The organism is Pseudomonas sp. BF-RE-22 (genome assembly GCF_019956155.1).
In the GTDB taxonomy this organism is placed as follows: Bacteria; Pseudomonadota; Gammaproteobacteria; order Pseudomonadales; family Pseudomonadaceae; genus Aquipseudomonas; species Aquipseudomonas migulae.
The window spans coordinates 53,996-66,311 of sequence record NZ_JAHBDD010000013.1 but is presented as its reverse complement, the minus strand read 5'-3'; the positions used below and the strand labels follow the sequence as shown (position 1 = coordinate 66,311).

8 protein-coding genes are annotated in these 12,316 nt (G+C 60.4%); 4 read left to right on the top strand and 4 right to left on the bottom strand.

The window, feature by feature from the left end; all coding sequences use genetic code 11:
• Positions 1-44: 44 nt before the first annotated feature.
• The 3 genes from glgB to KGA82_RS09630 all read right to left on the bottom strand — a co-directional run bounded on the left by glgB (position 45) and on the right by KGA82_RS09630 (position 7,783).
• On the bottom strand, positions 45-2,276 hold the full coding sequence (gene glgB, locus KGA82_RS09640) for a 1,4-alpha-glucan branching protein GlgB (RefSeq protein ID WP_223450233.1): 2,232 nt from the start codon (positions 2,274-2,276) through the stop codon (positions 45-47).
• Positions 2,277-2,278: 2 nt separating this feature from the next.
• Positions 2,279-5,620 (bottom strand): maltose alpha-D-glucosyltransferase, encoded by a 3,342-nt coding sequence (treS, locus tag KGA82_RS09635; protein WP_223450232.1) that lies wholly within the window; start codon positions 5,618-5,620, stop codon positions 2,279-2,281.
• 168 nt (positions 5,621-5,788) lie between these two features.
• The gene (locus tag KGA82_RS09630) at positions 5,789-7,783 is read right to left on the bottom strand and encodes an alpha-1,4-glucan--maltose-1-phosphate maltosyltransferase (RefSeq protein ID WP_008035614.1); all 1,995 of its coding nucleotides are present in this window, start codon (positions 7,781-7,783) and stop codon (positions 5,789-5,791) included.
• 216 nt (positions 7,784-7,999) lie between these two features.
• Here KGA82_RS09630 and KGA82_RS09625 point away from each other — a divergent pair, with 216 nt between their 5' ends.
• Complete coding sequence (locus KGA82_RS09625) at positions 8,000-8,167, top strand: hypothetical protein (RefSeq protein ID WP_192227263.1); 168 nt, start codon at positions 8,000-8,002, stop codon at positions 8,165-8,167.
• A gap of 128 nt (positions 8,168-8,295) precedes the next feature.
• On the opposite strand, the gene KGA82_RS09620 is transcribed toward KGA82_RS09625, so the two are convergent.
• Positions 8,296-8,790 (bottom strand): MgtC/SapB family protein, encoded by a 495-nt coding sequence (locus tag KGA82_RS09620; protein WP_207284273.1) that lies wholly within the window; start codon positions 8,788-8,790, stop codon positions 8,296-8,298.
• A 121-nt stretch (positions 8,791-8,911) separates the two neighbouring features.
• On the opposite strand from KGA82_RS09620, the gene KGA82_RS09615 reads away from it, so the two are divergent.
• The 3 genes from KGA82_RS09615 (at position 8,912) to mapR (ending at position 12,293) form a co-directional block, all read left to right on the top strand.
• Positions 8,912-9,145 carry a DUF3203 family protein gene (locus tag KGA82_RS09615; RefSeq protein ID WP_008035603.1) on the top strand — a complete coding sequence of 78 codons (234 nt, stop codon included), beginning with the start codon at positions 8,912-8,914 and terminating at the stop codon, positions 9,143-9,145.
• Between the two features lie 195 nt (positions 9,146-9,340).
• Positions 9,341-10,753 (top strand): cytochrome c oxidase accessory protein CcoG, encoded by a 1,413-nt coding sequence (ccoG, locus tag KGA82_RS09610; protein ID WP_223416669.1) that lies wholly within the window; start codon positions 9,341-9,343, stop codon positions 10,751-10,753.
• Positions 10,754-10,883: 130 nt separating this feature from the next.
• Positions 10,884-12,293, top strand: coding sequence for a GntR family transcriptional regulator MpaR (gene mapR / locus KGA82_RS09605; protein ID WP_223450231.1), 1,410 nt, complete (start codon positions 10,884-10,886; stop codon positions 12,291-12,293).
• Positions 12,294-12,316: the final 23 nt, after the last annotated feature.

Genomic DNA, 12,316 nt, shown 5'->3' with positions numbered 1-12,316 from the left:
TGCTCCCCTGCCACACTCTTAATTTAAGGTGCCATTACAAGCTTTTAACCTTCCGGCCGCAACATTAACACCGCCAACGGCGGCAAATTCAGCACCAGCGAAAGCGCCTGCCCATGGCTCGCCTCTTCCTCGGTAGACGTCCCGCCGCTGTTCCCGTAATTCGACCCGGCATACGTCGCCGCGTCACTGTTGATCACCTCAGTCCAGCGCCCCGCAAACGGCACGCCAATGCGATAAGCCTGGCGCGGCACCGGCGTAAAGTTGGCCACCACCAGCACCGGCCGACCATCCTTGCTCCAGCGCAGGAACGCGTAAACGCTGTTGATCGCGTCATCGCCGATCAGCCACTGGAACCCTTGCGGCACGTCGTCCTGCTCATGCAGCGCCGGTTCTTCGCGGTACAGCCGATTCAGGTCACCGACCAATGTCTTCACACCTTGGTGTTCCGGGTACTGCAGCAAGTACCAATCCAGCTGCTGATCATGATCCCACTCGCGCCACTGGCCAAACTCGCAGCCCATGAACAACAGCTTCTTGCCCGGATGCGCCCACATGAAGCTCAGGTACGCACGCAGGTTGGCGAATTTCTGCCAGCGGTCGCCGGGCATCTTGTCGATCAGCGAGTGTTTGCCGTGGACCACTTCGTCGTGGGAGATCGGCAGGATGAAGCGCTCGGACCAGGCGTATACCAGGCCGAAACTCAGTTCGTTGTGATGATGCGCGCGGTACACCGGATCCTGCTGGATGTAATGCAGCGAATCGTGCATCCAGCCCATGTTCCATTTGTAATCGAAGCCCAGGCCGCCCTGCTGCGTGCTCTGGCTCACGCCTGGCCACGCGGTGGATTCTTCGGCGATCACCAGTGCGCCAGGGGCTTCGAGGTTGACCACGTCGTTGAGGTGGCGCAGGAAGTCGATCGCTTCAAGGTTCTCCCGCCCGCCGTGACGGTTCGGCACCCATTCGCCGGCCTTGCGCGAATAATCGCGATACAGCATCGACGCCACCGCGTCGACGCGCAGGCCATCGACATGGAAATGCTTGAGCCAGTGCAACCCCGACGCCAGCATGTAGCCGTGCACTTCGGTGCGGCCGAGGTTGTAGATCAGCGTGTCCCAATCCTGATGGAAACCTTCCAGCGGGTTGCCGTATTCGTACAGCGCGGTGCCGTCGAATTGCGCCAGGCCGTGGACATCGGTCGGGAAATGCGCCGGCACCCAATCGAGGATGACGCCGATGTCGGCCAGGTGACAGGCGTTGATGAACGCGGCGAAATCGTCCGGTGAACCGTAGCGCGCACTCGGGGCAAATTGCGAGAGCAGTTGATAGCCCCACGAACCGCCGAACGGGTGCTCCATGATCGGCATCAGCTCGATGTGGGTGAAGCCCAGATCCTTGACGTACGGGATCAACCGTTCACCCAGTTCGTGCCAGGTGTACTGGCGCGCGACTTCGCCCAGATCGTCCAGTTCACACTGCCAGGAGCCTGCGTGCAATTCGTAGATCGACAGCGGCGCGCTTGGGCGTGAACGCTCGACGCGTGCCTGCATCCACGCATGATCCTGCCACTCGATACTCAGGGGTGAGGCAACTTTCGACGCGGTGTCCGGCGGCAGCGCGGTGGCCAGGGCCATCGGATCGGCCTTGAGCGGCAGAATACCGTGGGCACCGAGGATCTCGTACTTGTAAGCCTCGCCTGCCTGCATGCGCGGGATGAACACTTCCCAGACACCGGTCGGGTGACGCGAGCGCATCGGGTGCCGGCGGCCATCCCAGTTATTGAAATCGCCGACCACCGACACCCGTCTGGCGTTGGGTGCCCACACGGCAAAACGCACGCCGTCGACGCCGTCGACGTTTTTCAGCTGCGCACCGAGGCAACTGCTCAAGTCGCGGTGATTGCCCTCGGCGAACAGGTACAAGTCCATTTCACCGAGCAACGGGCCAAAGCTGTAAGGGTCCTCGGACACCTGTTCGCCACCGGCCCAACGGGTGCGCAGCACGTACGGCTGCGCGTGCTCGAAATGCCCGACAAACAACCCCGGGGTCTGGGTGGCTTCAAGGCTGCCGAGTTCTTCGCCGGAGTCCTTGGCCAGCACCTGCACGCTCAGCGCGTCAGGCAGATAAGCCCGAATGAATTGCCCGCCAGCACCATCGCCATGGGGGCCGAGGATTGCAAAGGGGTCGTGATGTTCCGCGCGTACCAGCGCATCGATGTCCCGGGATCTGGGCAGTAACGCCTCTCTAGCGTGACCCTGTTCCTTGTTCGAGAAACTCATGACTACTCTCCACCAAGATCGGAAAAGGGTTTAAGCCCACTCAATAATCCATATAAACCGTGCAACGGCACGGGCAACCAGGTGGGCCGATTCTCTGCCTCATAGGCCACCTCATACGCCGCTTTTTCCAGACCGAACAACGCCAACGCGGCGTCCTCGCCTTCCGGATCTTGCCACGCATGAGCAAGACTAGCTGCCGCCAGCCGATAAGCGTCGACAAATGCCTGTCGCGCTTCACTTAAATAGCGATCGGCAACGCGCTGACGGGCCGCCTGCACATCGGTGGTGTGATCGGCGTTGTGCACGTTGATCGTCATCGCCGCAGCGTAGTCGAAGGAACGCAACACGCCGCTGACATCTTTGTAGGGGCTGTGTTTGCCGCGACGTTCGGCCAGTGGCCGCGCCGGTTCGCCTTCGAAATCGATCAGGTACGCATCACCCTTGATCACCAGCACCTGCCCGAGGTGCAAGTCGCCGTGGACGCGAATCCGCAGACCACCGACCGCTTTTTTACCCAGTTCCTGGACGTGGGCGAGGATGGCTTTTTTGTTGTCCAGTAAACGGCTGACCAGGGTTTTGTCCGCCGGGTTCAGTTCGCTTTGATGCTGCTTGAGCAACTTCAGCGCGTGCTCCAGTTGCGCCGCGACATCCTTGGCCGAGGCCAGGGCGTCTTTTTGCGTGGTGACGTGCGGGGCGAAGTCCGGGTCGTCGGTAGACGCCGCCAGCACCAGGTGCATTTCACCCAGGCGCTGACCGAGCATAGCGGCGAAGTCTTTCAACTCGCCGAGGGCGTTGTAATGCTGTTCCTGCTCGGACATCGCGTCGGCCAGTTCATCACGCAGCGCCCGTTCGAGGTTGTTCTGCGTCCATTCCCACGCATCGCCCTGATTGCTCAAATAGCCTTGGGCGATCATCAGCAGGTTGTCTTCGCCCTTGGCGTCGCGGCGAACCACCGAGCCCAGCAGCGGCGAGATATTGGCAAAGCCAGCGTCGGTCAGGTACGCGCTCATTTCCAGTTCCGGGTGCACGCCCGAGGCGATCTTGCGGATCAGCTTCAGCACCATGGTTTTGCCCACCACCACCGAACTGTTGGACTGTTCGGCGGACAGGTAACGCACTTCCGATTCCGCCGTCAGCCCCAGGCCGGCCAGTGCGGCAGTCGGCTCGAAACGGATTTCGCCGCCATCGGAAGGCAACACCGTGTTGTCCTGCATGGCTGACAGCACGGCGCGGATGAAGTGTTCGAGGCTGAAGGCATCGGTGATCAAACCCACCTGAGGTCCGCGTCGTACGCGCGACAACGCCAGTTGCTGCGGCAATGCCGGCCCGACCTGATCGTCCGCAATGAAGCCGAACGGCAACTGGTAACGACTGGTCTGGCCGCCGCTGGTGACTTCGATTTCACTCAACAGCACCGGATGCTGCGCATCTCCAAAACGCACGCCGTAGGCCAGGTTGACCTTGTCGATGGCAGCGTCCTTGCCGGCGAACCAACGCCGGTTCTGCAACCAGCTCGGCAAGATGCTCTGCTCCAGCGTGTCACGGGACGGCGCTTCGAGCAGTTCTTCCATGCGTTTTTTCAACACCAGCGTGGTGAAATCCGGCAGGCTTTGCGCCGGCTCGACGTGCCAGCTCGGCATCTGGTTTTCTGCCGCCAGCACAAACCAATAGAAACCGTACGGTGCCAGGGTCAGGAGGAAATTCAATTGCCCAATCGGCGGGAACGCATTCCCGCCGAGCATCTCCACCGGCACCATGCCGACGTAGGCCGACAGGTCGAGCTCTGCCGCTTGCGCGCTGCGGGACACGTTGGCTACGCACAGGATGATTTCGTGCTTGCCGTCGGCCCCGGTGAATTCACGGGTGTAGGCCAGAATCCGGCGGTTGCTCGGCGACAGCATTTTCAGGGTGCCACGACCGAAGGCCTTGGACTGTTTGCGCACCGCGAGCATGCGGCGAGTCCAGTTCAGCAGCGAATGCGGGTCGCCGGCCTGGGTTTCGACGTTGACCGACAGGTAACCGTATTGCGGGTCCATGATCGGCGGCAGCACCAGGCTCGCCGGGTCGGCGCGGGAAAAGCCGCCGTTACGGTCGATCGACCATTGCATCGGCGTGCGCACGCCATCGCGGTCGCCGAGGTAGATGTTGTCGCCCATGCCGATTTCATCGCCGTAATACAGCGTCGGCGTGCCGGGCATCGACAGCAACAGGCTATTGAGCAATTCCACGCGACGACGATCACGCTCCATCAGCGGTGCGAGGCGACGGCGAATCCCCAGGTTGATCCGCGCGCGACGGTCGGCGGCGTAGTAGTTCCACAGGTAATCGCGCTCCTTGTCGGTGACCATTTCCAGGGTCAGCTCATCGTGGTTGCGCAGGAAAATCGCCCACTGACAGTTGGCCGGGATTTCCGGGGTCTGACGCAGAATGTCGGTGATCGGGAAACGGTCTTCCTGGGCCAGCGCCATGTACATCCGCGGCATCAGCGGGAAGTGAAAGGCCATGTGGCATTCGTCGCCGTTCAGGCCTTTTGTATCGGTGTCGCCGAAGTACAACTGGGTGTCTTCCGGCCATTGGTTGGCCTCGGCCAGCAGCATGCGGTCGGGATAATTGGCGTCGATTTCGGCACGGATCTGCTTGAGGACATCGTGGGTCTCGGGCAGGTTTTCGTTGTTGGTGCCGTCGCGCTCGATGAGGTACGGAATCGCATCCAGACGCAAACCGTCGATGCCCATGTCCAGCCAATAGCGCATGACCGAGAGCACGGCTTTCATGACCTGCGGGTTATCGAAGTTCAGGTCCGGCTGGTGGGAGTAGAAGCGGTGCCAGAAGTACTGACCGGCGACCGGGTCCCAGGTCCAGTTGGATTTCTCGGTGTCGAGAAAAATGATGCGGGTGCCGTCGTATTTTTGATCGTCATCGGACCAGACATAAAAGTCCCGCGCGGCCGAGCCAGGCTTGGCTTTGCGCGCACGCTGGAACCACGCGTGCTGGTCCGAGGTGTGGTTGATGACCAGTTCGGTAATCACCCGCAAGCCACGTTTGTGCGCTTCAGAGATAAAGCGTTTGGCGTCGGCCATGGTGCCGTAATCGGGGTGCACGCCGCGGTATTCGGCAATATCGTAACCGTCATCGCGTCGTGGCGAGGGATAAAACGGCAACAGCCAGATGGTGTTGACGCCGAGGTCGGCAATGTAATCGAGTTTGGCGATAAGGCCGGGAAAGTCGCCGATCCCGTCGTTGTTGGAGTCGAAAAAAGACTTAACGTGAACCTGGTAGATCACCGCATCCTTGTACCAGAGCGGGTCCTTGATAAACGTGGCTGCCTTGGGTTTCTTCGCCATTTGAAACTCCTGTTGAGTTCGAGAAGGTCGCTGGGCCGTACACAGTCCTCCGACGCAATGATTTCCCTTGTAGGAGCCGGCTTGCTGGCGATGGCGGCGGGCCAGTCAACGAAACTGTTGAATACAATTGCGCTATCGCCAGCAAGCCGGCTCCTACAGGTCCTGCGTTTAGACGGTGATGCGCCAGATCCCGAACGGCTGATGCGCCGGGTCGATCCGCATGAACTGGTACTTGCCGTGCCAGGTCCAGCGATGCCCGTTCATCAAATCCTCACCCTGGGTGCTGGCGTCGTCGGACAAACCCATTTCCCACAGCGGCAATTCGAAATTCGCTTCCTGAACGTTGTGCGGATCGAGGCTGACGGCCACCAGAATGAAATTGCTGCCATCGGCGCTGCGCTTGCCGAAATACAGAATGTTGTCATTCCAGGCGTTGTAGACCCTTAGCCCCAAATGCGTGTGCAGCGCCGGGTTTTGCCGACGAATGCGATTGAGCTGCGCGATCTCGGCGATGATGTTGCCGGGCGCATTGAAGTCCCTTGGGCGGATCTCGTACTTCTCGGAATCGAGGTATTCCTCCTTCCCCGGCACAGGCGCGGCTTCACAGAGTTCGAACCCTGAATACATGCCCCACAACCCGGAGCCCATAGTCGCCAGCGCCGCACGGATGAGAAAACCGGCGCGCCCCGACTCATGCAGAAACGCCGGGTTGATGTCTGGCGTATTGACGAAGAAATTCGGCCGGTAGCATTCGCGCCACGGCGATTCGTTGAGCTCGGTGAAGTACGTCGACAGTTCATGCTTGGTGTTGCGCCAGGTGAAGTAGGTGTAGCTCTGCGAATACCCCACCTTGCCCAGGCGCGCCATCATCGCCGGCGTGGTGAAGGCTTCGGCGAGAAAAATCACCTCCGGGTACAGCGCCCGCACATCGGCGATCAGCCACTGCCAGAACGGCAACGGTTTGGTGTGCGGGTTGTCGACGCGAAAGATCTTCACGCCCTCCTCGACCCAGCCGACCACGATGTCGCGCAACTCGACCCACAGGCTGGGGATCGCCTCGACCGCATAGAAGTCGACGTTGACGATGTCCTGGTATTTCTTCGGCGGGTTCTCGGCGTATTTGATGGTGCCGTCCGGGCGCCAGTTGAACCAGCCGGGGTGCTGTTTGAGCCACGGATGGTCCTGGGAACACTGGATGGCAAAGTCGAGCGCGATTTCCAGACCATGGTCAGCCGCTGCAGCCACCAGCCGACGGAAGTCTTCGCGGGTGCCCAGCTCCTTATGAATCGCCTCATGCCCGCCCTCTTCACTGCCAATGGCATAGGGGCTGCCCGGATCGTCCGGGCCAGCGGTGAGCGAGTTGTTCGGGCCTTTGCGGTAGCTGCGCCCGATCGGGTGGATCGGCGGAAAATACAGCACGTCGAACCCCATGTCGTGGATCATCGGCAGCCGCGAATGCACGTCGTTGAAGGTGCCGTGACGGGCCGGGTCATCGGTGATCGAGCGCGGGAACAACTCATACCAACTGGCAAACTGCGCAAGCTCGCGTTCGACATCCAGCGGATACTCGGCGCTCAGGCTCAAATAAGCGTGGTGATCGGCCTCGGCCATCAGGTCAGCGCTACGCTGGTGCAAAAACAGTGCGACCTGCTCGGTTTCGAGCAACCCGGACAATTCATGGTGCAGCGCGGCCAGCGCTTCGCTGAGTGGTCCTTCAGTGCGTTCGGCCGCCTGCTGGACCTGATTGCGCCCCTCCTGCAACTCAAGACTGACCGGCACGCGGGCCGTGTACTTTTTTTCCAGCTCATAACAGAAGCTGGCGAACTGATCGACCCAGGCTTCGATGCAGAACACATAGCGGCCCTGGCGGTCGACGCGGAACTGGCCTTGATAACCGTTGTTGCCCAACTCGCCCATGACTTCGCTCTGCCAGACTTCATCGTCGGCGGCGCGCCAGCGGACCCGGACGGCCAGTTTGTCATGACCGTCGGCGAAGACTTTGCTGGTGACGACCACGTCTTGCCCCACCACCGCTTTAACGGCGAATTGCCCGCCATCGAGGGTCGGCATGGTGTTTTCGATGGCGATGCGCGGTAACAGTAATGCCTGCGACAGCGGCATGTGAGGGTTGTAGTTGAGCTCTGTGGGTTTTTCAGCAGTCATCGAGCATCTCTCCTTCACGCCCCATGGACGCTCTTGTACCTGGTCGTCATTCGCGCAAGGCCAGCGGCCCCGGAATGAACTCACTTAAGTTCCGAGCGACGGGCGCCGGTAAAGTTCACGGGGATTTGCCTGGGTATCCGGTGGAATCAATTCCTGCACGAAGTGGTCAACACACTTAAGCACGACTTGCGCCATGTGCCACTGGAGGCTTCAACGATGAGTATTCCAATCCCGGCAGAAACGCCCGATCCGAACATCGACCAACCGACGATTCCGCCGACTGAGCCGCAGCCTGTACCCGAGCAGGATCCGCCGGGCACTACCCCGCCACCGCGTGAAGATCCGCCAGAAACCATCCCGCCGGTAATCGTCAGTCCCGAATGATGCCCGCCAACCTGAATGATGCCGCAACCCCTGTAGGAGCCGGCTTGCTGGCGATAGCGGTCGTCCAGATAACGCAATGTTTAATGTACGGACGCCATCGCCAGCAAGCCGGCTCCTACAGGACCGTGTCAGTCTTTGTTTTCGAGTAGCTTCACGATCCTCGGCATCACACTGAAAATCCCCAACGCCAGCAACGTACTGAACACCGCCGTTGCCTCACGCCCCAACCCGGCGGAAACACCAATCGCCGCAGTCATCCACAACCCGGCGGCGGTGGTCAGGCCTTTCACGTGGCCTTCATCACCGTCCTGGTTTTTCAGGATGGTCCCGGCACCGAGAAAGCCGATCCCGGCGATCACGCCCTGCACCACGCGGCTCATGGCATCCGCCTGAGAACCGGACATTTGCGGCACCAGCACAAACAATGCCGCGCCAAGCGCGACCAACATGTGCGTTCGCACTCCGGCCGCCTTGCCCTTGTGTTCACGCTCGAACCCCAGAATCCCGCCCAAAATCGCCGCTATCAGCAATCTGACGGTAATTCGTGTCAGTTGTGAGGCGTCACCGATGTCGGCGAACTCCGCTTGCAGCGTCACCCAAACCTCATGCCACCAGGCGTTCATGGTGCAATCCTTGTAGATGCTCGATAGAGGATGGACCGCGCCGACCATTAATCGGTTGCACAGAACGATGGCGACCGCGGGTGCCCTAACAGTCATGAACCCGCAGAAAAAGGACCTCTCCATGACTGTGCGCATCGAAAACCAGACCTGCTTCTTTATCACGCAGAACGGCGAAGAAATCCGCCTGTGCCCCGACGTCACCATCATCACCGACGGCGCCAAGGCCATGTCGGCGGTAGACATCGACGGCCAGCGCATTTACATCACCGAAGCAGAAGCCGATGCATTGACCGTAGCAGGCGCAGTGGACGGCCGCCGGCATCTGAAGGCAACCAACAGTGATTCGGTGATTTGACTGACCCGGATCAACATCACGCGCGGGCGCCTGATATAGGCGCCCGCGCCCCGTTTTGACGGGTGCATCAACTTGTCGCAGGGCGAGGCTCAACGCTCATCTGATCCGCTTTTTATTGCGATACCTGAGTCTGTTATGCAAACAGATCGCCGCTCATAGTGCTCATGCCTGATGGAGGCTGATGAGCGAAAGACCATGAGCGAAAGAATCCCCGTCCGAACCGTAGAAACATTTGAGCCTTCGCGTCCAAAGATGAAGGCCAAGTCCAGCGACAACCTGATCCACACCCGCAGCTTCACCGGTCTGTTCCGTACCCTGCGCTTGAGCGGTGCGGGATTTCTGTTCCTGCTGTTTTTCGGCACCGTGTGGTTGAACTGGGGTGGCCGTCAGGCCGTGCTCTGGGACCTTTCCGAAAGCAAATTCCACATCTTCGGTGCGACCTTCTGGCCGCAGGATTTCATTCTGCTGTCGGCGCTGCTGATCATTGCCGCGTTCGGTCTGTTTGCGATCACCGTATTTGCCGGCCGGGTCTGGTGCGGCTACACCTGCCCGCAGAGTTCCTGGACCTGGATCTTCATGTGGTGCGAGAAGATCACCGAAGGCGAGCGTAACCAGCGAATCAAGCTGCAAGCCGCGCCCTGGGGCGTGAATAAACTGATGCGTCGCTCGGCCAAGCACACGCTGTGGCTGGCGATCAGTTTGATGACGGGCCTGACGTTTGTCGGTTACTTCACGCCGATCCGGCCGCTGGCCGAAGAGTTGCTGACCTTGCAGATGGGCGGCGTCAGCCTGTTTTGGGTGCTGTTTTTCACCGGCGCGACCTACATCAACGCTGGTTGGCTGCGCGAAGCGGTGTGCATGCACATGTGCCCGTATGCACGGTTCCAGAGCGTGATGTTCGACAAAGACACGCTGACCATTTCCTACGATGTCGCCCGTGGCGAAAACCGTGGCCCGCGCAAACGTGAGGTGAAACCTGCCGACGTCGGCCTTGGTGATTGCATCGATTGCCAACTGTGTGTGCAGGTCTGCCCGACCGGCATCGACATCCGCGATGGCTTGCAGATGGAGTGCATCGGGTGCGCCGCGTGTATCGACGCCTGCGATTCGATCATGGACAAAATGGGCTATGCCCGTGGCCTGATCAGCTACACCTCGGAGCACGAGTTGCAAGGTGGCAAGACGCATCTGCTGCGGCCAAGGCTGATCGGCTACACCGCGGTGTTGCTGGTGATGATCGGCGCCCTCGCCCTCGCGCTGGTGGAACGGCCGATGGTGTCGCTGGACGTCAGCAAGGACCGTGGTCTGTTCCGCGAGAACAGCCAGGGGCAGATCGAAAACATCTACAGCCTTAAAGTCATCAACAAGACCCAGCAACGTCAGGACTACCGCTTGACCCTGGTCGATGGCGACGGCTTCCAGCTGCAAGGCAAGACCGAACTGAGCCTGGCGCCGGGCGAAATTGTCGACGTGCCGGTGTCCGTGGCAATGACCACCGAACGGCCGAGCAGCAGCTCGCAGAGCATCAGTTTCAAGATCGTCGACAGCGATGAACCTGAGATTTATAGCGTGGCCAAAAGCCGGTTTGTTGCGCCGATGAACCGTTGATCCCTTAGACTGCGGTGCTGCCATTCGCGGGCAAGCCTCGCTCCTACGGTACGATGGTGTCTGTAGGAGCGAGGCTCGCCCGCGAAGAAGTCACCTCGCTTTCACTGAACCACAATGAACCGGGCACTCGATGAAACGCTACGAAAAATTCGCCGACGACATCGCTGAACTGATCCGCTCCGGCGTCCTCGGCCCCGGCCAGCGCGTGCCCTCGGTGCGCTACGCCAGCCAGACCTACGGCGTCAGTCCGTCCACGGTGTTCCAGGCCTATTACCTGTTGGAGCGCCGCGGCCTGATCCGTGCCCGCCCGCGTTCCGGCTACTTCGTCAACACCCATGCGCCGAGCCCGTTTTCAGAGCCGGTGATCAGCAGCCAGGTCAACGAGTCCACCGAAGTCGACGTTAGTGAACTGGTGTTCTCAGTCCTCGACTCGATCAAAGACCCCAACACCGTGCCCTTCGGCTCGGCGTTCCCCAGCCCGACCCTGTTTCCCCTGCAACGCCTGTCCCGCTCCCTGGCCAGCGCCGCCCGGGAAATGGACCCGCGCATGGTCGTCACCGACATGTCGCCAGGCAACCCGCAACTGCGCCGGCAAATCGCCCTGCGCTACATGGTCGGCGGCCTGATGCTGCCCATGGAAGAGCTGCTGATCACCAACGGCGCCCTCGAAGCGTTGAACCTGTGCCTGCAAGCCGTCACCGAACCCGGCGACCTGGTGGCCATCGAAGCCCCGGCGTTCTATGCCTGCCTGCAAATCCTCGAACGACTGAAACTCAAAGCCGTGGAAATCCCCGTGCACCCACGCGACGGCATCGACCTCGGCGTGCTCGCGCAAACCCTGGAACGCCACCCGATCAAGGCCTGCTGGTGCATGACCAGTTTCCAGAACCCCATGGGCGCCACCATGCCCGAGGCCAAGAAACAGGAACTGGTGGAGCTGTTGCGCAGCCACCAGGTGCCGCTGATCGAAGATGACGTTTACGCAGAACTCTATTACGGGCAGCAGGCGCCAAAACCGGCGAAAGCGTTCGATACCGAAGGGTTGGTAATGCACTGCGGCTCGTTCGCCAAGAGCCTAGCCCCTGGTTATCGCATTGGCTGGGTAGCTGCCGGGCGCTATGCGCAGAAGATTGAGCGGTTGAAGTTGATGACCTCGCTGTGCGCATCGATGCCGGCGCAAGCGGCCATTGCCGACTACCTGCAACATGGCGGCTATGACCGGCATCTGCGCAAACTGCGTTATGCGCTGGAAGAGCAGCAAAGTGCGATGCTGGCGGCGATTGCGCGCTATTTCCCGGCGCAGACTCGCGTCAGCCAACCGGCCGGCGGGTATTTTTTGTGGCTGGAATTGCCGCCGCAGATGGATTCGTTGAAGTTGTTTCAGATGGCATTGGCGCAAGGGATCAGCATTGCGCCGGGGCCGATATTTTCACCGGCGCAGCGGTTCAGGAATTGTATTCGGCTGAATTATGGCAGCCCTTGGGATGAGGTTGCGGAGAAGGCGATGGAGACGTTGGGGCGGATTGTTCGGTCGTTCTGAAGGTTTGATAGTGTTTGGTCTAT

What these genes read in the sequence shown, in the direction of transcription:
- glgB (WP_223450233.1), bottom strand. Translation starts at nt 2,276, where the DNA reads ATGAGTTTCTCGAACAAGGAACAGGGTCACGCTAGAGAGGCGTTACTG.
- treS (WP_223450232.1), bottom strand. Translation starts at nt 5,620, where the DNA reads ATGGCGAAGAAACCCAAGGCAGCCACGTTTATCAAGGACCCGCTCTGG.
- KGA82_RS09630 (WP_008035614.1), bottom strand. Translation starts at nt 7,783, where the DNA reads ATGACTGCTGAAAAACCCACAGAGCTCAACTACAACCCTCACATGCCG.
- KGA82_RS09625 (WP_192227263.1), top strand. Translation starts at nt 8,000, where the DNA reads ATGAGTATTCCAATCCCGGCAGAAACGCCCGATCCGAACATCGACCAA.
- KGA82_RS09620 (WP_207284273.1), bottom strand. Translation starts at nt 8,790, where the DNA reads ATGAACGCCTGGTGGCATGAGGTTTGGGTGACGCTGCAAGCGGAGTTC.
- KGA82_RS09615 (WP_008035603.1), top strand. Translation starts at nt 8,912, where the DNA reads ATGACTGTGCGCATCGAAAACCAGACCTGCTTCTTTATCACGCAGAAC.
- ccoG (WP_223416669.1), top strand. Translation starts at nt 9,341, where the DNA reads ATGAGCGAAAGAATCCCCGTCCGAACCGTAGAAACATTTGAGCCTTCG.
- mapR (WP_223450231.1), top strand. Translation starts at nt 10,884, where the DNA reads ATGAAACGCTACGAAAAATTCGCCGACGACATCGCTGAACTGATCCGC.